Consider the following 21,099-nt stretch of genomic DNA (forward strand, 5'->3'; position numbering starts at 1 on the left):
AGCGCATACTTAATACAGCGTAAGTTCATTGCATAGCTTAACTTAACAACACCTTTCATTTTACTGCTCTTGCACAGGTGTTTTAGCTATATTCCAGCCGCCACCTAAAGCTTTATACAAATTAATTTGGCTGGCAAGGTAAGCCTGCTGACCTGTTATTAACTGCTGTTGAGCCGAGTACCACGTACGCTGTGCATCAAGTACCTGTAGGTAGCTATCAGCGCCTTTTTCGTAACGCATTTTTGATAAATCGTACGTTAGCTGACGCGAACTAATTAGCATATCGAGGGCATCAAGTTGCTCTTTGTAGCCTTCTCTATCTGCTAATGCATCGGCAGTTTCACGAAACGCATTTTGAATTTTTTGCTGGTACGTTGCCACCGCAATTTCTTGATCGGCCTTAGCCACATCAAGGTTTGCCTGGTTACGTCCCATAGTAAAAATTGGTAAGTTGATTGACGGTACAAAGCTCCATGTCCCTGAGCCTGAATCAAACAAGCCACTTAAATCACTAGACGTACTGCCCGCAGTCGCGGTTAAGCTAATGCTTGGGTAAAACGCCGCACGCGCTATACCAATATTCGCGTTAGCGGCTAATAAAGCGTGCTCAGCGGCTTTAATATCAGGGCGCTGCGTTAATAAATCAGAGGGTAAACCAACAGGTACTTCTGGTAAATCCAGTAAATTAGTTAACGAGTTAGTCGGTAATAAATCACTCGATACAGGACGCCCTACCAGTAAATCTAACGCGCTTTTATCACGCTTTAACAAGCGTTTATATGTTGCTATATCTACTTTTGCAGTGGCAACCGTACTTTTAAGCTGCTCAAGCGTAATTGCCGATGTAGCGCCTAAATCAAAGCTTTTTTGCGTAAGCGAGAGCGACTCCTGCTGCGAGCTTAATGTTTCTTTAGCAAGCTCTAATAGCTGTAAGTCAGTTGCGTAGTTTAACCAAGCATTGGCAAGCTCAGCAATGAGTGAAATTTGCGTGCTGTATTGCGTAAGCTCAGTGTTATAGAGGTTTTGCAGGGCTTGCTCAGACTGGTTACGTACCTTACCCCAAATATCTAATTCATAAGAGGTAATACCGACCGTTGCGCTGTACTGTGAGCTAATACCTGCTTCACCCGTACTGGTTAAATCAGCCGGTAAACGTTGGCGCGTAGCCCCACCATTAAAATCTAATGAAGGGTATAAACCCGAATCTTCAATTTGGTATAAACCGCGTACACGCTGCACATTTAATACTGCTATTTGCATATCTTTATTATGCTCAAGGCTTAAGCTAATCAAGGTTTGCAATTTTTCATCATTAAAAAATTGCTGCCAATGTAACTGTTGCGCTGCTGCTTGCTCAGTGTCAGATACATAAGTATCTGGCACTGGTAAAGCAAGCTCTTTTTGCTCAGGGGCTAGTTGGCAGCCACTTAAAACAACTAATGTAATTGCGCTTAAAGTGAAGCGTTTAATGCTCATTGTGCGCTCTCCTTTTTATCGTCGGTGTTTTTCATTGGAAATACACGACGAACTAAAACAAAGAATAACGGCACAAATACCACCACTAAAATAGAAGAGGCAAGCGTACCACCTATAATCGAAATACCCAGTGCATTTTGCGCACCTGAACCGGCACTTGAGGCAATAGCAAGCGGTATAACACCACAAATAAAGGCCATTGAGGTCATTAATATTGGACGTAAGCGTAAGCGTACTGCTGCAATAGCCGCATCGACTAACCCTAGACCTTCTTGCATTTTATGAATCGCAAATTCTACGATTAATATTGCATTTTTAGAGGCTAATCCTATGGTGGTTAATAAACCTACCTGAAGGTAAATATCATTAGATAAACCTGCCATTACCGCGGCAACCGTAGCTCCAAATATACCTAATGGCACAATAAGCATAACCGCAAACGGTACAGACCAGCTTTCATAAAGCGCTGCTAAACATAAAAATACAAACAATAGCGATAAACCGTAAAGTAACGGGGCTTGGCCACTGCTAGAGCGCTCTTGAAACGAAATACCCGTCCACTCAGAGGCAATTCCATTAGGAAGTTGTTTAACTAAGCGCTCCATTTCATCCATTGCTTGGCCAGTACTGTAACCTGGTGCAGCAGTACCTTGAATTTCCATTGCTGAAAAGCCGTTATAACGCTCAAGACGTGGTGAACCATAGGTCCAATACGAACTTGCAAAGGCTGAAAATGGCACCATATCGCCACTGTCATTACGTACATACCACTTGTTTAAATCCTCTGGCACCATACGTCCTTGCGCTTCACCTTGAAGGTAGACCTTTTTAACGCGGCCACGGTCAATAAAGTCATTAACGTAACTACTACCCCACGCAGTTGATAGCGTGCTGTTAATATCTGCCTGAGACACTCCGAGTGCTTGTGCTTTAGCAAGGTCAACATCAAGTTGCAGCTCGGGCATATCTTCTTGTCCGTTAGGGCGTACACCCGCCAAAATGGGGCTTTGACTCGCTAAACCAAGTAATTGATTACGCGCTGCTAATAAAGCATCGTGGCCAAGTCCAACCCTGTCTTGTAAGAAAATATTAAAACCATTTGCAGTACCTAGCTCAACAATGGCTGGCGGCGGGAAAGCAAACACAAACGCTTCTTTAATCGTTGAGAAATAGCCCATTGCTTTACCTGCCACACCTTGCACAGATAAATCATCACGTTCGCGCTCATCCCAATGCTTAAAGTTTACAAACCCTATTGCTGAGTTTTGACCAGAACCTGCAAAGCTAAATCCGGTTACCGTAAAAATACCGTTAACAGCTTCAGATTGATCGTTTAAATAGTGGTTTTCTACTTTTTTAACCACTTCTAATGTTTCTTCGGTAGTTGAGCCTGCAGGCAGTGAAACCTGGTTAAACAAAATACCTTGGTCTTCATCAGGTAAAAACGCTGTAGGTAGGCTTGAAAAGATATACACCATGCCCGCAACAATAAGGCCATAACATAAAAGGTAGCGCTTAGATAAGCGGATCATACGGCTTACAAAACTTTGCGCGCCGGCATTTGTTTTATCAAACCCGCGGTTAAAACCACTGAAAAAACGGCCAAACATCGAGCTATTATCATGCACGTGGCTAGGCTTTAAAAGCGTGGCACACAATGCAGGTGTTAAAATAAGTGCTACTAATACCGAGAGCCCCATTGCTGATACCAGCGTAATAGAAAACTGACGATAAATAACACCGGTAGAGCCACTAAAGAACGCCATCGGAATAAATACAGCCGACAGCACCATGGCAATACCTACTAGCGCGCCTTTAATTTCATCCATCGATTTACGTGTTGCTTCAAGCGCAGAGAGTTTTTCTTCACTCATTACACGCTCAACGTTTTCTACTACAACAATCGCATCATCAACCAGTAGACCTATGGCAAGTACCATCGCAAACATGGTTAATGTATTTATTGAATAGCCAAACGCGTACAAAATACCAAAAGTACCTAACAACACCACAGGTACAGCTATAGTTGGAATAAGCGTAGCGCGGAAGTTTTGTAAAAACAGATACATAACAACAAATACCAGCACAACCGCTTCTATTAATGTATGCACTACTTTTTCAATCGATAACGAAACAAACGGAGTAGTATCATAAGGAACAACAACATCTAAGCCTTCAGGAAAAAACGCTTTTAACTCTTCAATAGCAGCTTTTACACCTTCTGCGGTATCGAGTGCATTTGCCCCACTGGCAAGCTTAATACCTAAGCCCGATGCGGGTTGTCCATCGTAACGCGCTACAACACGATAGCTTTCACCACCAAGCTCTACACGGGCTACATCTTCAAGGCGTACAAACGAGCCATCGGCGTTTGCCTTAACTATAATGTCTTCAAACTCTTTTGCTGTTTGTAAACGGCTTTGTGCAGTAACGGTAGCATTAAGTTGCTGACCTTCAACCGCAGGCATGCCGCCTAATTGCCCAGCAGACACTTGGGCGTTTTGAGCACTGATTGATGCACTAATATCAGCAGGGGTTAACTTGTAGTTTTGCAGCTTAGCTGGGTCTAACCAAATACGCATAGCATACTGAGAACCAAACAGCTGAACCTCACCTACCCCTTCAACACGCGAAACAATATCTTGAACATTAGATGACACATAATCACCAATATCGATATTCGTCATGCTGCCATCTTTTGATACAAAACCCAGTACCATTAAAAAGTTACGTGCAGACTTAGCCACCGATACACCTTGCCTTTGCACTTCTTCAGGTAGCAAAGGGGTGGCTGTGGCTAACTTGTTTTGCACTTGTACCTGTGCAATATCCGGGTCAGTTTCGGCGCTAAATGAAAGCGTAAGGGTTGCTGAACCACTCGACTCAGAAGTCGATGACATATATAGTAAACCATCAAGGCCTTTCATTTTTTGCTCAATAACTTGGGTAACCGTATCCTCTAGGGTACGTGCTGATGCGCCCGGGTATGTTGCAGTAATACTAATTGCCGGCGGGGCAATTGACGGGTACTGAGCTATTGGTAAACTTTGAATAGCTAAAACACCTGCAAGCATAACCACGATAGCAAGTACCCATGCAAAGATGGGTCTGTCGATAAAAAATCGTGACATGAAAACTCTCCGTTATTGCGCTTTGTCAGCTGTTGCTGATGGTGAAACTTCAGTCGGTGTTACCGGCGCTCCAGGGCGAATTTTTTGTAACCCTTCAATAATCACTTTATCGCCATCGCTTAGCCCGTCGGTTACTAACCAGTTTGAACCAATCGTTCTGTCTACTTTTAAAACGCGGCTTTCAACGGTGTTTTCTTTGCTAACAACCATGGCTGTTGGCTCGCCTTTTGTATTACGGCTAACCCCACGTTGCGGCACTAAAATAGCGTCTTGTTTTACGCCCTCAACCACAGAGGCACGTGCATACATACCCGGTAATAATAACTTATCAGGATTTGGAAATTTAGCGCGTAAGGTAACCGACCCTGTGCTTGGGTCTACTGTCACTTCAGAGAACTGTAACGTGCCTTTAAGTGGGTAAGTTGAGCCATCTTCCATTTGCAGTTCAACATCTGTTTGCGATTGTGAATCAACACTCAATGAACCTGAAGAAATAGCTTTTTTAAGTTGAGTTAGCTCGTTGCTTGATTGGGTTAAATCAACATAAATAGGGTCAAGCTGGGTCACTGTTGCCAGTGCTGTTGTTTGATTAGCGCTAACAAGCGCACCAACAGTAACGCTCGATTTACTAATTTGGCCACTGATTGGAGAAGATACATGGCTGTAGTCTAGGTTAATTTGCGCCGATTTAAGCTGTGCTTTTGCCGTTAATAGCTCTGCTTGCGCTTGCTTTTGCGCTGCATCTGCTTCGTCAAAGTCTTGCTGACTTACGGCTTTAATTTTTAAAAGCTCGCTATAACGCGACGCTTTTGATTTAGTGCTGGCAATACTTGCCTCAGCGCGGGCAACAGCTGCTTCGCTTGCTGCTAGGTCAGCTTCAAACGTAGCGGGGTCAATTTGATAAAGCGCTTGGCCTTGCTTAACTTGAGCACCTTCTTTAAATAAACGCGATTGCACAATGCCACTTACTTGCGGGCGGATTTCCGCAATTTGAAAAGCACTAATGCGACCGGGAAGCTCCTTTTTTAGTGTAAGCGCTTGGCTTTTTAATGTAATTACACCAACAGGTACTGCTTGTGGAGCTGAAGCTTGTTGCGAGTCAGCTGCTTGGTCGCAACCTGTTAAAGCAACAGATCCAACGAGGGCTGTTAATACAAATAAAGCGATGCGAGAACGCTGCATGTTAAATACCTTTTAGTCTATTTATGTCTAGAGTGAACGATCATTCTAAAGTAAATCTAAACGAGAATAAATTAAAATGGGTGCAAATTTACACTAACTTACAGTTGCAAAATTAAACTACGCCATAGGTTGTAGAAGGTGTTAATTTGATGAAAAATAAAACGGATAAGTATGAAAAATAAACTTTATTGCGGTGCGTTATTTATTAACCTGCAACAAAAAAGCCAAGCTAAGCTTGGCTTTAATACAAATTTATAACTATTTACTTATACGAGAAACCAATAATTGCTCAACCCTTATGCCCTCAACATCAACCACCTCAAATTTAAAGCCATCAAAGGTAAAGTGCTCAGCACGTTTAGGTATACGCTTCATTGTGTATATTAAAAAGCCAGCCACGGTTTCAAAGTGCATTTGATCAGGAAATTCTTCAATGTCTAATACTTTAGCTAAATCAGAAATCGGGGTTAAACCATCCACTAACCACGAGTGCTCATCGCGGGCAATAATAAGTTCATCGCCTTGATGGGTAATTAAATCTCCCATAAACCCTTTCATTAAATCTTTTACGGTAACAATACCGACTAACAAGGCATATTCATTTACTACCACAGCAAACGGTTTAGCAGCACTTTTAAATGCATTTAGCGCCTCAGACAGGCTTAGGGTTTCTGGTAAATAAAACACGTCTGTTTCAATCAGTTCTTGCTTAATATTAGCTGGCTCACCTTTTAGTACTTGTCGTAGTATATCTTTAGACTCAACAGAGCCGCGTAATTTATCTAAATTACCCGAGACCACTAAAAAATGATTATGGGGATTTTCAATAATTTTGGTGGCTATATCGTGGCTGCTTTCATTTAAGTCAAAATAAACTATTTGGTCGCGTGGGGTCATTACACTTGATAAAAAGCGTGCTTCTAGTTCAAACACATTGCCAATTAGCTCATACTCTTGTTGTTGTAAGCTGCCGTATTCTGCGCCCGCATCCATCATCGCCACAATGTCTTCGGTGGTAACAATATCTTCCCGCTCTGCGGGTACTTTAAATAAGCGCAGTACAAAATTAGTTAAACCATTAAAAAACATCACTAATGGCGTAAGTGCAAAAGTGACCCATCGCATTATTGTTACCACACGCACAGCCACCGCTTCAGGCATGATCATCGCTAAACGCTTTGGCATTAAATCAGCAAATAATATAAACAGCGAGGTAATGGTAAAAAACGAAAATAAAAAGCTAATTTTTTCAAGGTGTACACCTTGATAAAAAAGCACCAAGATACTTTGTACATAAGGCGATAGCGCTTGTTCGCCTACTATTCCGCCTAAAATAGCAATCGCGTTTAAGGCAATTTGGATCATCGCAAAAAACGCCCCAGGGTTTTCTTGCAGTTTTAATACCGCGGCTGCGTTATCACTGCCTTCATCGGCCATTACCCGCAGTTTAATTTTACGCGATGCTGCAATAGCAATTTCCGACATGGCAAACAACGCACTGATCAAGATCAATAAGCTAATCCCGATTAAATCACCCATTTAACGCTCCAAAAGTTAGCGCTTTTTCAATAAAAAGCAGCTGATTATAGACGCTTTTTTAAACGCGGCAATTTATATTTATACTTTTACAGGAAAAATTAATAAGCCATTGAATTAGCGCTGTTTATTTTGCTTTTTTGCTTCATCGAATGCCAGCGAAAGTCTGTCTTGTAGGCTTTGCGGCATGTTTTTATTACAGGCAAAGTAAAGGGGGGAGTGTTGTGTATTGAGCGTAAATATAGGCTCTAATAATTTAAGCTTTGGCTCAAACTGTGCGCGGTAGTTAAATTGTTTTTTACTTAATATAACAAAGTCGAGAATATCGTGCCGTGTGCTTATTAATTTATCTATTTTGTCTAAGCTATCAATTATCAATAAGTTTTTAGCCTCACTAAAGCCACGCTCTAGCAAATAATGGTGGCTAAAATTATCCCTAAGCACCGCTGTTTTATATTTTTTAGCATCGTTAAGCGTTTTTAAGCGAATGTTACGTGATTTAAGGGCATAAATAGCAGAGTCAAAACTTTCAAGCTCAGCCACCCAGCTAAACTTATCTTCTCGCTTAGGTAACCTTACAATAGAAAATATACAGGTATTCGTATCTCTTAATACTGCGTTATAAGACACAGCCCAACTATGCGCTAACATAGTGTATTTAATATCTGTATTGGCGAGCGCGTTTCTCACTTTATCTACAGAGCGCCCTGCAAGTTGGTTGTTTTCGTCAATGTATTGAAAGTCGGGGAATACTTCGGTCACTATTGTAATTTCAGCTGCATTGAGCCTTATGCATGCAAAACACAACAAAAATAAGTACAGCTTCATTTAGCTTCGCCTCAAAACTAAAACAGATATACACCAACTATAGCCGAGGGTAACCGAACCGCTAGTTTTTAACCTAGCCCTATACGCTGATAGGACTAGATTTTTTAAAGACTAACCTGCTATTTATTCATTGCACTAATTAAGAACGCTGAAATTTTAGCGCCTTCACGTAATGTTGTTTCTGAACTTGCTTGGCCTACTAATGAGCTGTCGGTAAATGGCGCTATTTCCATCATGTCGGCGCCAGTAATTGGAAACTCATCGGCAATAGCTTGTAAAATATCCAGTGCATGTTGCGGGGTTAAGCCGTTATCTTCTGGTGTGCCCGTTGCTGAGGCAAATTCGGCATCGAGTGCATCTATGTCAAAGCTTACATACACTTCATCTACGTTATCGGCTTTAAGCTGCGCAATGGTTTCTTCTGCAACCGCTTTTGCACCACGCTCTATTATTTCATTAGCCCAATGTTGTTTTACACCAAAGGTGCTTTCCCAGTGCGATTTAGGTTTACCGCTTGAGCGAATACCAAACTGGATTAAATGATGCGGTGCAGGTAAAAACTCTAATATATGCGTACACCACGAGCCAAAACATAAATCTATCCCTAAGCGCTCTACTAATAAATCGGTATGCGCATCAAAATGAATAATAGCGGTACGTTTGCCTTGCTCACGCTTAGCTTTTAAATACGCTTTAGTTAGCGGGTAGCTAATTGAGTGATCGCCCCCAATACCAAATATGCCTTTATCTTTAAATGTGGCGTAAAAGCTGTCGCACACATCTTCGGTAATAGAAAGCGGGCTTACGTAGTAATCATCGTTTTTATCGCCGTATAGGGCTTTTTGGCAGTTTGAAATTGTGGCGTCGTTTAAGTATTTATCATGTAATAAATGTGGGATAACGCGTACATCACCTAAATCAAAAGAGCGGCACTGGGTTTGCTGATCAATCAAGGCTGAGCGTAAAAATAATGGCCCCCAGTTTGCGCCACGTAAAATACCGCCGCCACAATCTGAGCTAATACCTAACATAACCGCTTTGTGAGGAGATTCGGGTAATTGTGTTAAAGAATCGCGCCACAAAACATCAACATTTTCGCTTTGCCCATACAATTTATTACGTAATGCCGCTTTACGCTCTTTCGCGGTATTAACTGTAAATACACCATCGCCAGGTGCACATAAACAGTGCTCTACTTTACGTTTAAACGCGTCAAATTGTGTGCTCATAATAAATCCTATACTTGTGTGTTTTATTCATGTGGTTTTGATTAGTTATGCAAAAACTAAAATTATCGACCTATTTGCAAATAACGCGTAATGCGCTCACTTATTGCTCAAGCATTATTTGCGCGCTTATATAAAAGCCGTTAAAATAAAGTCAAAATAAAACCGTAACTATTTGTTATTAAATAACTAAAAACGCTTTAAACCACGTATTGATAAATTTAAATTATCACCATAATCAATACATATAGACTCTCAATAAACAAGTCAACCACCCGCCTTTTAACGAACTTTAAGCCTTTGATTTAATATTCAATGTGAATGAATAAAGCCATCATTTATAAGTATTTTTCCACATCGGACATACGTCCTGTACTTAGTTTACATTTGCCGTAATGATGCTAGATTGACAACAAATTTTTATAAAAAGGCTTAGTTATGGAAAAGGTATTTCACTTAGGATTATGTATTGACGATTTAAAAGGGGCTGAACTTGCTATTGTCCCTGGCGACCCAGATCGTGCTGCACGCATTTCTCAATTCCTAGACAACCCAACCTGCCTTGCTCAAACACGTGAGTTTCATGTTTATTTAGGCCAGTTAAATGGTCACTCTGTGGTGATTTGTTCAACCGGTATTGGCGGCCCTTCAACCTCTATTGCTGTAGAGGAGCTGGCACAGCTTGGCGTACGTACTTTCTTACGTATTGGTACTACTGGGGCAATTCAGCCACATATTAATGAAGGTGATATTTTAGTAAGCCAAGCGTCTGTGCGTTTAGATGGCGCAAGCCAACACTTTGCACCACTTAGCTACCCTGCGGTATCTGACTTTTTTGCGACTCAAGCTATGGTGCAAGCGTGTAAAAACCTAGATATCGACTTCCACATTGGTATTACTGCCTCAAGCGACACATTCTACCCAGGGCAAGAGCGTTACGATACGCATTCGGGTTATGTACCTAAGTCATTACAAGGTAGCTGTGAAGAGTGGCAAAACCTAGGCGTGATGAACTACGAAATGGAGTCTGCTACCTTATTTACCATGTGTGCAGCGCTAGGCCTTAAAGCGGCGTGTGTTGCCGGTGTATTGGTTAACCGTACTCGCCAAGAAATTCCAAACGTTGATCACGGTGAAATTGAGAAAAAATCTGTGGCTGTGGTATTAGAAGCTGCAAAAGTACTATTAGGCTAATGCCTTTGTAGCGCTTTAATAAAACGCATAAAGCACAGCAATTGCTGTGCTTTATTGTTTTTAGCTTAATCTAAATTCTGGTTACCTTAGCTTTGCGCTAATCACTTCTATTTCTGGCAAATTGCTAAAGCTTGCAAGTACCGCACGTGCTACTCCCCCTTGGTTTTCATGACCTTGGGTTTCTAACAGTGTAATTGCTTTAATCGTTTTATCGTTAAAGCTAAGACCCGCTAAAAACAATTGACTAAGCGCACTTTGTAGTGGCGAAAGGCTTGGGCTGTAAGCCGCGTTTTCTGCGTAACTGCCGTAAAAGTCACCATTGTTAAAGGTACTTATTTTAACTGCGCTAAAGTTGTTACTGTAAGGTACGTAGGCCATTAGCGCCATGGCTGCTAGTTTTTCATCAAGAGCTGTATCTGCAAATGTGTGTTGCTGCTGTTTTGGGTTAAACAGGCTAAAATCGTTGCCTAAATCAGTGGGGCCAAATGAATGCGGTAATAAATCAGCTAATTTAAAGTGCTGATCTGGTAGTAAAATATCAAACTCTTTTGCATCAGCCAGTTCGTTCATAAACTGCCTGCAATAACCACATGGGGCATCGCTAATTGCTATTTTTAGTATTTTTTTTGCGCCATTTAACCACGCATTGTTAATCGCTGACTGCTCTGCATGCACGACTAAACTAAGCGCTTGGTGATCAAACTCGACATTAGCACCAAAATAAAAATTTATATCACCTTGCTCATCAAGTGCTTTAACAATAGCTCCCACATGAAAATGAGAAACAGGAGCCACGGAAAATTCAGACGCTAAAGGCACTAAACCTTGTAATAACGCGTCATCAGATACATTAAGTTGCGCGCATAATTGGCTAATATCGTTAGGATGTAAAATACCGCGCTGGGCTTTTAATTGGCTGCGTAATGCTTGAGTTTGCGTAACGCTTAGTGAGATATGTGAATTTGTGAGTGCTGTGTCTTGTTGCACAGTAAAAGTTGCTGATGCCATAACATATTATAATTATTTAATGGCTAAGTAGTTTAAAAGGTTAGGCGCCTAAATGCCAGCAAAAAAAGGGAGCACACTGTGCTCCCCTATTTTTTAGTTAAAGTAGACTAACCAGTATTGCGCATACCTGCGGCTATACCTGTCATAGTGATCATTAATGCATTATCAATATCACCTTCACTTACTTTATCGCTTGAGCGCGAGCGGCGCAGCAGCTCAACTTGCAGTACATTAAGCGGATCGGTGTACGGATTACGCAGCGCAATCGACTCTTTTATCCATGGTTGATCTGCCAATAAACTATTTTGTGGGCTAAGCGATTGCACTAAGCTAATTGCTTCTTCTAGCTCTTTACGTAACGAAGTACCTAGTGGTTTGTACATATCTTCCACCAGCGCGTTATCGTAATGCTCACTTAACCAGCTATCGGCTTTACTAAATACCATTTCTAGCATTTCAAGACGTGCTCTGAAAAATGGCCATTGCAGGCTCATTTCGTGCAGTGTTTCTATGCCGTATTTATCGAGTGCCGCTTTTAAGCCTGTTAATGCGCCAAGCCATGCAGGTAACATTAAACGGTTTTGGCTCCATGCAAAAATCCATGGAATAGCACGTAAGCTCTCTACCCCACCATTTGGGTTACGTTTCGCAGGACGCGAGCCCAACGGTAATTTAGACAGCTCTAGCTCAGGCGTTGCCATTCTAAAGTAAGGTACAAAGTTTTCATCATGGCGAACCACATTACGGTAGTGATCGCACGACTGCTCGCTTATCAACTTCATCACTTCACGCCACTCTTGCTTAGGCTCTGGCGGTGGTAATAAGTTACTTTGCAGTACAGCACCCGCGTAAATATTTAAGCTTTGCAGTGCTACATCGGGTAAACCAAACTTAAAGCGGATCATTTCGCCTTGCTCAGTTACTCGCAAGCCACCTTTTAATGAACCAGGCGGTTGTGAATGCAATGCTTGTGCAGCAGGTGCCCCACCGCGCCCTACCGTACCACCACGACCATGGAATAAAACAAGTTCAATGCCGCGCTTATCGGCAAGCTGCACTAGTTTATCCATTGCTTCGTACTGTGCCCAGCCCGCGGCCATCATGCCGGCGTCTTTAGCTGAATCAGAATAACCAATCATGACATTTTGGGTATTTTTAATATGCCCGCGGTACCATACATTATCAAGCAACGTGGTAATTACATCACTACCAGCGTTTAAATCGTCAAGCGTTTCAAACAAAGGCGCTACTGGTAAATCAAACTGACAGCCACTTTCTTTTAAAAGCAGTTGTACAGCTAAAATGTCAGAGGCGGTACGCGCCATTGAAATAATATACAAGCCAAATGTTTTTTCATCTTGCTTAGCTATTACATCAAAGGTGTCGAGCACTTCTTGCACCTCTGGACTAGGTTGCCAGTTTTTAGGAATAAGCGGACGGCGTGAGTTAAGCTCGGTAAGCAAAAATGCTTGCTTATCTTGCTCTTGCCATTGGTTGTAATCGCCTAAGCCTAGGTGGCGTGTAAGCTCAGAAAACACATCGCTGTGGCGGTCTGAATCTTGGCGTACATCAAGTTTTGCCAAACGCAGGCCAAAGCTATTTATACGGTGCAGTAAATCAAGTAATAAACCATCGGCGACAACTTTCATGTTGCACTTTAATAAAGAGCGATAGCACACCTCTACTGGGTGCTTGATTTGATTTATATCAGTGATTAAGTCTTCTGAATCGCTGCGCTTATTCTTGATTTTTGCACCTAAATGCACCACTGTTTCAGAGACTTGGTTTTTAAGCTTTTTAAGTACAGCGCGATAAGGTTCAAAGTCTTGTCCTGCCAGCTCAATTAGCTCATCGCTTGCATCTGACATGCTCAGCTCTGCGCTTAGCGTGTCAATATCACGGCTGTATAAATCAAGCGCCATCCAACGACCATGGTCAAGTACTTGCTGTGTTACCTGTGCGGTTACAAATGGGTTACCGTCACGGTCTCCGCCCATCCAAGAGGTAAACTCAATGGGGCTGTAATCAATTGGGAGCTCTAAACTTAAATGCTCTTTAACTTGATCTGAAAACTCACGTAAAAAGCGTGGCACAGCGTGCCATAAGCTGTTTTCAATAACAGCGTATCCCCATTTAGCTTCATCAACTGGGCTTGGGCGAGAACGACGAATATCATCGGTGTGCCATGCTTGACTGATAAGCTGAGCGATGCGATTTAAAATAGCTTCACGTTCTTGTGGTAAATTGTCTTTGCGCTCAAGCGAGGCTAAACAATCACTTAATTCTACGTGCTTATTAATAATTGTACGGCGCGTCACCTCGGTTGGGTGAGCGGTTAATACTAAGTTTATGTGGAGTTTTGAGAGTGTTTCGGCCAGACGATTACTATCTAATTGGCCTTCTTTTGCTTTTGCAGTTAACGTTTTTAATGTTTGAGTGAGAGGGTTTAGTTGGCAAAAACCAACATCATTAAAACGCGAAACAGTGTGGAACTGCTCTGCTACATTAGCTAAATTTAAAAAATGATTAAATGAACGGGCAACCGGTAAAAGCTCTTCATCACTAAGCGCATGTAGTACCTCAATTAGCGCTTGTCTGTCGTCTTCGTTACCACTGCGAGATGACTTTGATAAAGCGCGAATTTCCTCTACTTTATCTAAAATCGCTTGGCCTTGGGCATCTTTAATAGTTTGTCCTAGTAGCTGCCCAAGTAAATTAACATTACCTCGCAAGGCGGCATATTGTTCACTCATTTCTCAGTCTCCTTTGTTTCATGGAATGCTATTAATATCATCATGAGCGCAGATTTAATAGATCCATTTGCAATGGTGAATCGTAATTAGCTATATGTAAATTATTAGAAAACGGCTTTTATGATCATTTTTTACGACGCCAGCTGCCCGCTTTGCAATACCGAAATGCAGCACCTTAAAGATGCTGATACTAAACATAAAATTGTTTTAGAAGACCTTAATAGCCACGATTTTAGCGCACGTTATCCAAGTGTTAATAAAAACAAGGCCATGGCTATATTGCATGCACAGTTACCAACTGGCGAGATGATTTACGGCTTAGATGTTACCTATCAAGCGTGGAGAACAGTAGGAAAATACCGCTGGTTGAAAATTTTTCGCTTGCCAATAATTCGCTACTTCGCTGATGCCGCCTATATGTTTTTTGCAAAACACAGACAAAAAATAAGCCGTTTGCTCATGCTAAACGCCTCATGTTTAAACGGCCAATGCACTGTTAATACAAAGGACAAACAATGAAAACAATTGTTTTATTTGGTGCCAGCAGCGCAATAGCACAAGCTTATATTGAGCACCTACAAATAAATGCACCCACAGTGCAAGTTATATGTGTTAGCTCAAAAAAGGCAGATACAAATAGTAATGTTGTTTACATAAAGAGCGATTACACAGCGCAAAGCTTAGCCAAGGTTACAACTTACTTAAAAGAGCAAAATGCCGAGATTCAACAAGTCGTTATGTTTAATGGCACATTGCACAATAAAAACCACATGCCAGAAAAAAAGCTAGAAGAGCTAAACGCAGACTATTTTAATGAATTATTTAATTCCAACACACTCACTCCCTTACTGTGCTTGCAGAGCATTTTACCGCTGTTAACACATAAAACGCTGTGCACTATAACGGCGCTCAGTGCGCGTGTGGGCAGTATTAATGATAATAAATTAGGCGGTTGGTATACATACCGCGCATCTAAAGCGGCCTTAAACATGCTATTTAAAACCGCAGCGGTAGAACTGGCGCGCCGAGCTAAAAATACTAAACTGGTGTTATTTCATCCGGGCACTACCGATACTGCGCTTTCAAAACCATTTCAAAAAAACGTACCTGCGGATAAGCTTTTTAGCGCTGAATTTGTAGCTAAACAGCTTTTTACACTTACGTTTAATAACCCTCATTTAGAACTTAACGGTGAGCCCGCCTATTTAGATTGGCAAGGCGAAGCCATACCCTGGTAAGGACCTTTAATGCATTTTACTAAAGAGCGCATAAACGCACTTGAAAAACACACTCGTACTCATTTAATTAATTCACTTTCGGGTTTTAAAAGCGCCAACTTAATTGGCACGCAAGACAAGCAAGGCAATACAAATGTAGCTATTGTTAGCTCGGTTATTCATTTAGGGGCTCACCCGCCATTGGTTGGCATGATAATGCGCCCTAATAGCGTGCCTCGCCATACGTTTGAAAACATCATAGAAACCGGCTGTTACACCATTAACCAAGTTAATAAGGCCATATATAAGCAAGCTCATCAAACATCAGCTCGCTACGATAAAGGCGAGTCAGAATTTGACGCAACAGGTTTAACGCCAGAATACCTAAATGAATTTACAGCCCCTTTTGTTCAAGAGTCGCGATTAAAATACTCTGTGAAATACGTTGAGCACCAACACTTAGCCGTTAATGGCACCGAGCTGGTTATAGGTGAAATTACTGATGTGTATTTAGATGAAGCGGCGCTACAAAGTGATGGCTTTTTAGATTTACAAGCTATTGAGACTGTGGCTGTAACTGGGCTTGATAGTTACCACACTAGCAATAAATTATCGCGTTTACCTTACGCTAAAAAACCTTAGCATGCATGTTGTCGCATATTATTGAATTATGGTTTTACATTAAACACAATGCCTAACACCAATCTGCTTATTGGGGCTTTTTAACATTTTAGTGAAATTTAATATGTTCAATTGCTCAAGTATTTATGCAGCTTGGTATTGAAACCAAGGAGACTTTTATGGCCACACTAGGCGTTGGTACACACACAAGCGAGCAAGCATTAGCGGGATTAAGCAATATGACCGCCAATGTAACCCCTATTCAAGCAGATGAATATTTACAGCGCATTGCAAAAGCACAAGCTTATATGCAAGCAAATAATATTGATGCAATTTATTTAAATGCAGGTACAAACCTCACTTACTTCACAGGTATGAAATGGTATGCAAGTGAGCGCATGGTTGGCGCCATTTTACCCGCTATAGGCGATGTACAATACATAGCCCCTTATTTTGAAATTGGCACCCTAAACGGCTTTAAAGTGATTGAAGGCCCCATTCATGGCTGGCAAGAACACGAAAGTCCATATGCGTTATTTGTAAGTGTACTCAAGCAGCTCAACATTAATGACAATGCCACGATAGGCATTGATGAAAGTGCCCAATTTTTTATATTCGACGGTATAAACAAAGCGCAAAAAGGCCTAAATATAGTTAATGCACAGAGCGTTACTGCACATTGCCGCATGCATAAGTCGGTAAACGAATTAGCGCTCATGCAATGCGCAATGGATATGACTTTAGCTGTACATCAAGCAACTGCAAGCATGCTTTACGAAGGTATTACCACCACAGAGGTAGAAGCCTTCATTAAAAAAGCGCATCAAAAAGTAGGTGCCCCCGGTAACTATTTTTGTATTGTTTTATTTGGTGTGGCGACCTCATTTCCACATGGCGTTAAAGATGCGCAAGTGCTTAAAAAAGGCGATATGGTATTAATAGATACCGGTTGCAAAGTGCATGATTACCTTTCAGATATAACCCGCACCTATGTATTTGGTGAGCCAACAGTGCGCCAGCGCATGTTTTGGGATCATGAAAAAGCAGCGCAACTCGCCGCCTTTAGTGCTGCAAAAATTGGCGCTACGTGTGAAGCAGTTGATGCCGGCGCTCGTCACTATTTAGCGGCTCAAGGATTGGGGCCACAGTACCAAACACCGGGCTGCCCGCATCGTACGGGCCATGGTATTGGCTTAGATATTCACGAATGGCCTTATTTAGTCGGTGGAGACAAAACCCCACTTGCACCTGGCATGTGTTTTAGTAACGAGCCAATGCTAGTAATACCTGATGAATTTGGTGTACGTTTGGAGGATCACTTTTATATGACCGACAACGGCCCGCATTGGTTTACACAACCAAGTTATAGTATTGACGACCCGTTTGGGCTGAACGCTTAAACCCTTTATAAAGAGCAGCCATTAGCTGCTCTTTTTAGTTTGAGGATTGATAATGCATACTTCATCCCAATATCGTTTGTTATACCAAAGCAATCCGCAAAAGGATGAATATGAAAAACTTTAAAATTGATATCGTGTCAGACGTAATGTGCCCATGGTGCGTAATAGGTTACAAAAACCTAGAAACAGCGCTTGACCAACTTAAAGACGAGATGAGTGCAGATATTACGTGGCATCCTTTTGAGCTAAATCCTGACATGCCGCTTGAAGGTCAAAATTTAAATGAGCACCTAATGCAAAAGTACAACCTAAGCGAAGAGCAAGGCGATGAAAATCGTAAAAACATGTACGAAGCAGGTCAGCGTGCCGGGTTTACCTTTAATTTTGATGGTGAGCGCATCATGATCAACAGCTTTGATTTACACCGCCTACTTACTTGGGCGCGTGAAGAAGATAAGCAAACCGAATTAAAGCTTGCCATGTTTGAAGCACACTTCACCGATTTAAAATACTTAAATCAAGAAGAGGCACTGCTTGATGTAGTAGAAAGTGTTGGCCTTGATAAAGAACAGGCGCGTAGTATTTTACACTCAGATAAATACGTTCAAACAGTACGCCAAGAGCAAGACCGCTTTAAGCAACTCGGTATTACTTCAGTCCCTACATTTATTATCAACGATAAATATGCAATCAGTGGCGGACAACCAAGCGACTCATTTATTCAAGCACTAAAACAAATTAGTGAAGAAGAGGCTAAGCAAGAAGTTTAGTTAGCTAGCAAAATTAAAGGCTGCAATATGCAGCCTCGTAGCCAAACAAGGCTAATTTAAGCATTTTCAAACTCTTTATAAATTAGCCACTTTGGCAGGTAAGGGGTGTCGGGCACTTGCCAACCATGTTTATCATAGGCAAGGCTAGCCACTGCGCTTATTAGCAGAGCTACATCGCCTGCCCACGTAACTGCGCCCTCAGGTGGGTCATTGTAAAATGTAAAATGTAATTCAATAGCCTTGTAGATTGCCCGTTTATAATGAGCTTCATCGTTTGATAAAAGCGCTACCCACACATCCAAATAAGGCAAGAAAAGCATGTTCACATAAGGCGCTCTAAATTCATCAACATGCTCAGGGCCTGATTTTTCCATTACCTCGCGTAATAACACTGTTTGGTCTGCGTCTTGTACAAATATATTTCGCACAAAATTTAGGAGTGCGAAGTCAAGGACGTCAGGGTACTCAAGCCAATTTTCTTCGCATCGACAGATTAGTTCAGTCGCATCAGCATCTCTTAAACACAGGGCTAAACTTAATTGCAGTAACCAATCATCAACCATGATCAAGCGATGTTCAGAATGACCTTCTAAGCGAAATACGTGACCTTTTAAAGTAAAAATATGGCGCTGCCCAGGGTTTGACACTAAATTATAATGCGCATGCAATAAGTCTAGGCCAAAGCGCATAATAGGCACGCCCTCAAGCCTTTTTTCTGCATTTTGTGCATGAAAGCTTAGACTTATACAATCCATTGCGTCAGAGTTTAACCGTGCCTGCGGCTCCTCATAAATCGCGGGCTCTAGCTCGAGATAACGCTGCCACCTATTGTTATAAGTATCTAAATGAATATGAAAGGCATTTTGCAAGTTCACTAATTTATAGTGGTCATTGTGGTATTTTAATTGGCTCATAACTTGATACTTCCAATGGTGTAATTTGTCACGTCAAACGTTGGTTTTAAACTACTGCCAGTTTGAAACTTCTGTTGCACTTTACGAAATTCAATGTTAACAGAATAACTATCAAATGCTTGCAAAGTGTTGCTCAAGGCTTGTGTAAATAGGGTGGTCAGGCCTTTCTTTTTGACACTATTTTACTTACACGAGAATAGTGCAATTGAAAATAGTCACCAATCTCTTTCAAAGTGTCTTGTCCTGAAATCTGTTTACACATTTCAGGACAAGACAAATTTAAAACTAAATAAGGCTGCACATTTTAGCCCTATTGGTTCTCAACTGGAATATGCAAATATTCGCCGCTGTAGTTGATTAAGCAATCCTTACTAGCGCAGTAATAGAGCGCCCCTGACTTGAGTATTTCCTCCTCAGTATTTTTAATTATTAACGCGCAGCGATGCGTATTTTCGAAAGTCTTAATCGATATTTCTAAAAAGCCTATGAGGGGTTTATTATTTATTGTTACCTGCTCTGTTATTAAGTTTATTTTAATAACCCTAACCAATCGAAAATATTTATAAACTATATACAAACTGGCTAAGCAGCTAAATGGCAGTATCATCTCCCCCCTGCAACTTTGTTAAAGCCACCTTCGTATGTTGGTAAATGAGTGAATAGACTAGTAAGCTCCCCTAACGCTAAAACGAGCCCTGCTAATATAGCGATAGCTCCTATCCCTACACCTTTAGATTTTATTAACGTGACTGTATTTTTCATAATAATAGGTAGTTGATATTGCTTATGGTTAATTTCTAATATAGGAACACATCTACTATTTGTTCCTTTGCCACAATTAACATTATACGAATAGATTTTTACACTGGCATTATAAGTGCATTATTAGCAAAGAAAATTATTACATGCTCTGTGAGATAATTTTGTGCGAATGATAGGTAAAAATTACATTTATTTAGACCCTTTTTTCTAAGCGACCAACAATGTTGAAACCTACATTTGTACTGTCTGCACAAATAAATTAACTATTTAAAGTAAGGAGTACACATGGCTAAGTCAGCAACATTATATAGAATGGCAACCGATGAACATATATGTCCGTTTGGTTTAAAATCTAAAGATCTACTTAAACGAAAAGGTTATGAGCTTGATGATAATCTATTAACCTCTCGCGAAGAAACCGATGCATTTAAAAATAAGCACGATGTAAAAACAACGCCGCAAACCTTTATAGACAACGAACGCATAGGTGGCTACGATGAGCTACGTAGTTATTTTAACAAATCTGAAGCAGGCCAACAGGGGACAACTTATACTCCCGTAACGGCCATTTTTGCTGTTACACTATTGCTTGCCTTTGCATTTAGCTACTCGACTGGCTTTGCACTTTTTTCTATGCATACAGTTATGCTGTTTGTCGCGTTAACAATGGGCGTACTGGCTATTCAAAAATTACGCGACTTATACAGCTTTAGTAATTCTTTTATAACCTATGATTTATTTGCGATGAAAGTAGTGAGATATGCTTATGTGTATCCATTTTTAGAAGCATTTGTAAGTATTGGCATGATTGCAGGGCTTTCAGCTTATATTGTTGCACCAATTTCTTTATTTATTGGGGGTGTTGGCGCCGTGTCGGTGATTAAGGCTGTTTACATAGACAAACGAGAGCTTAAATGTGCCTGTGTTGGCGGAGATAGTAATGTACCGCTGGGGTTTGTCTCTCTGACCGAAAACCTGTTTATGATTGCGGCGGGTATCTGGATGTTTATTAAATAACCTTAATTCAGGTTAAATAATGGGCTTGATAACTAAGCGGATTATTTTACATGACTGGTATTTT

Annotated in this window: 16 protein-coding genes; 7 read left to right on the forward strand and 9 right to left on the reverse strand. The window is 41.2% G+C overall.

The genetic code is table 11. The annotated features are described in order from the left end of the window. Window positions 1-60: 60 nt before the first annotated feature. The 6 genes from SJY38_RS16860 to SJY38_RS16885 form a co-directional block, all read right to left on the reverse strand. Entirely contained in the window at window positions 61-1,476 is a 1,416-nt protein-coding gene (locus tag SJY38_RS16860; RefSeq protein WP_121638433.1) for an efflux transporter outer membrane subunit, read from the reverse strand. After that, window positions 1,473-4,607 (reverse strand): efflux RND transporter permease subunit, encoded by a 3,135-nt coding sequence (locus SJY38_RS16865; RefSeq protein ID WP_054981829.1) that lies wholly within the window; start codon window positions 4,605-4,607, stop codon window positions 1,473-1,475. Before SJY38_RS16865 ends, SJY38_RS16860 begins: the two co-directional genes overlap by 4 nt. Window positions 4,608-4,619: 12 nt before the next feature. Further along, complete coding sequence (locus SJY38_RS16870; protein ID WP_054981828.1) at window positions 4,620-5,789, reverse strand: efflux RND transporter periplasmic adaptor subunit; 1,170 nt, start codon at window positions 5,787-5,789, stop codon at window positions 4,620-4,622. Between the two features lie 258 nt (window positions 5,790-6,047). Beyond that, window positions 6,048-7,328: a hemolysin family protein gene (locus SJY38_RS16875; protein WP_377110339.1), complete on the reverse strand. Its 1,281-nt coding sequence runs from the start codon at window positions 7,326-7,328 to the stop codon at window positions 6,048-6,050. A 114-nt stretch (window positions 7,329-7,442) separates the two neighbouring features. Continuing rightward, the gene (locus SJY38_RS16880; RefSeq protein ID WP_064386605.1) at window positions 7,443-8,153 is read right to left on the reverse strand and encodes an ABC transporter substrate-binding protein; all 711 of its coding nucleotides are present in this window, start codon (window positions 8,151-8,153) and stop codon (window positions 7,443-7,445) included. Between the two features lie 119 nt (window positions 8,154-8,272). Further along, entirely contained in the window at window positions 8,273-9,382 is a 1,110-nt protein-coding gene (locus SJY38_RS16885) for an arginase family protein (RefSeq protein WP_377110340.1), read from the reverse strand. 435 nt (window positions 9,383-9,817) lie between these two features. Between SJY38_RS16885 and udp the strand changes: the two genes are divergently transcribed. Continuing rightward, entirely contained in the window at window positions 9,818-10,573 is a 756-nt protein-coding gene (gene udp, locus SJY38_RS16890) for a uridine phosphorylase (RefSeq protein WP_004588758.1), read from the forward strand. Window positions 10,574-10,654: 81 nt separating this feature from the next. Here udp and cdd read toward each other — a convergent pair whose 3' ends face one another. Continuing rightward, window positions 10,655-11,581 (reverse strand): cytidine deaminase, encoded by a 927-nt coding sequence (gene cdd, locus SJY38_RS16895; protein WP_055253932.1) that lies wholly within the window; start codon window positions 11,579-11,581, stop codon window positions 10,655-10,657. 107 nt (window positions 11,582-11,688) lie between these two features. After that, the gene (gene ppc, locus SJY38_RS16900) at window positions 11,689-14,334 is read right to left on the reverse strand and encodes a phosphoenolpyruvate carboxylase (protein ID WP_377110341.1); all 2,646 of its coding nucleotides are present in this window, start codon (window positions 14,332-14,334) and stop codon (window positions 11,689-11,691) included. Between the two features lie 120 nt (window positions 14,335-14,454). Here ppc and SJY38_RS16905 point away from each other — a divergent pair, with 120 nt between their 5' ends. From SJY38_RS16905 to SJY38_RS16925, 5 genes are all read left to right on the forward strand, one after another. Then, complete coding sequence (locus SJY38_RS16905; protein WP_377110342.1) at window positions 14,455-14,853, forward strand: thiol-disulfide oxidoreductase DCC family protein; 399 nt, start codon at window positions 14,455-14,457, stop codon at window positions 14,851-14,853. After that, on the forward strand, window positions 14,850-15,572 hold the full coding sequence (locus tag SJY38_RS16910) for an SDR family NAD(P)-dependent oxidoreductase (RefSeq protein WP_377110343.1): 723 nt from the start codon (window positions 14,850-14,852) through the stop codon (window positions 15,570-15,572). The genes SJY38_RS16905 and SJY38_RS16910 overlap by 4 nt, the downstream gene beginning before the upstream one ends. Window positions 15,573-15,581: 9 nt before the next feature. Beyond that, a complete protein-coding gene (locus SJY38_RS16915; protein ID WP_004588763.1) occupies window positions 15,582-16,193 on the forward strand; it encodes a flavin reductase family protein in 612 nt (203 codons plus the stop codon). Window positions 16,194-16,351: 158 nt separating this feature from the next. Then, window positions 16,352-17,572, forward strand: coding sequence for a Xaa-Pro peptidase family protein (locus SJY38_RS16920; RefSeq protein ID WP_138579137.1), 1,221 nt, complete (start codon window positions 16,352-16,354; stop codon window positions 17,570-17,572). Between the two features lie 110 nt (window positions 17,573-17,682). After that, entirely contained in the window at window positions 17,683-18,342 is a 660-nt protein-coding gene (locus SJY38_RS16925) for a DsbA family oxidoreductase (protein WP_377110344.1), read from the forward strand. Between the two features lie 56 nt (window positions 18,343-18,398). Here the strand turns inward: SJY38_RS16925 and SJY38_RS16930 are convergent, their stop codons facing one another. Continuing rightward, entirely contained in the window at window positions 18,399-19,256 is an 858-nt protein-coding gene (locus SJY38_RS16930) for an immunity 49 family protein (RefSeq protein WP_286741240.1), read from the reverse strand. A 1,047-nt stretch (window positions 19,257-20,303) separates the two neighbouring features. On the opposite strand from SJY38_RS16930, the gene SJY38_RS16935 reads away from it, so the two are divergent. Next, complete coding sequence (locus SJY38_RS16935) at window positions 20,304-21,035, forward strand: MauE/DoxX family redox-associated membrane protein (RefSeq protein ID WP_286741238.1); 732 nt, start codon at window positions 20,304-20,306, stop codon at window positions 21,033-21,035. The last annotated feature ends 64 nt before the right edge of the window (window positions 21,036-21,099 follow it).

The organism is Pseudoalteromonas sp. R86517, assembly GCF_042466295.1.
GTDB lineage: Bacteria > Pseudomonadota > Gammaproteobacteria > Enterobacterales > Alteromonadaceae > Pseudoalteromonas > Pseudoalteromonas atlantica.

Bases quoted from the DNA above. Each gene is read 5' to 3' on its own strand.
- SJY38_RS16920 (WP_138579137.1), top strand. From the start codon at position 16,352: ATGGCCACACTAGGCGTTGGTACACACACAAGCGAGCAAGCATTAGCG.
- SJY38_RS16910 (WP_377110343.1), top strand. From the start codon at position 14,850: ATGAAAACAATTGTTTTATTTGGTGCCAGCAGCGCAATAGCACAAGCT.
- SJY38_RS16870 (WP_054981828.1), bottom strand. From the start codon at position 5,789: ATGCAGCGTTCTCGCATCGCTTTATTTGTATTAACAGCCCTCGTTGGA.
- SJY38_RS16905 (WP_377110342.1), top strand. From the start codon at position 14,455: ATGATCATTTTTTACGACGCCAGCTGCCCGCTTTGCAATACCGAAATG.
- cdd (WP_055253932.1), bottom strand. From the start codon at position 11,581: ATGGCATCAGCAACTTTTACTGTGCAACAAGACACAGCACTCACAAAT.
- SJY38_RS16860 (WP_121638433.1), bottom strand. From the start codon at position 1,476: ATGAGCATTAAACGCTTCACTTTAAGCGCAATTACATTAGTTGTTTTA.
- SJY38_RS16925 (WP_377110344.1), top strand. From the start codon at position 17,683: ATGAAAAACTTTAAAATTGATATCGTGTCAGACGTAATGTGCCCATGG.
- SJY38_RS16875 (WP_377110339.1), bottom strand. From the start codon at position 7,328: ATGGGTGATTTAATCGGGATTAGCTTATTGATCTTGATCAGTGCGTTG.
- SJY38_RS16885 (WP_377110340.1), bottom strand. From the start codon at position 9,382: ATGAGCACACAATTTGACGCGTTTAAACGTAAAGTAGAGCACTGTTTA.
- SJY38_RS16865 (WP_054981829.1), bottom strand. From the start codon at position 4,607: ATGTCACGATTTTTTATCGACAGACCCATCTTTGCATGGGTACTTGCT.
- udp (WP_004588758.1), top strand. From the start codon at position 9,818: ATGGAAAAGGTATTTCACTTAGGATTATGTATTGACGATTTAAAAGGG.
- ppc (WP_377110341.1), bottom strand. From the start codon at position 14,334: ATGAGTGAACAATATGCCGCCTTGCGAGGTAATGTTAATTTACTTGGG.
- SJY38_RS16930 (WP_286741240.1), bottom strand. From the start codon at position 19,256: ATGAGCCAATTAAAATACCACAATGACCACTATAAATTAGTGAACTTG.
- SJY38_RS16880 (WP_064386605.1), bottom strand. From the start codon at position 8,153: ATGAAGCTGTACTTATTTTTGTTGTGTTTTGCATGCATAAGGCTCAAT.
- SJY38_RS16915 (WP_004588763.1), top strand. From the start codon at position 15,582: ATGCATTTTACTAAAGAGCGCATAAACGCACTTGAAAAACACACTCGT.
- SJY38_RS16935 (WP_286741238.1), top strand. From the start codon at position 20,304: ATGGCTAAGTCAGCAACATTATATAGAATGGCAACCGATGAACATATA.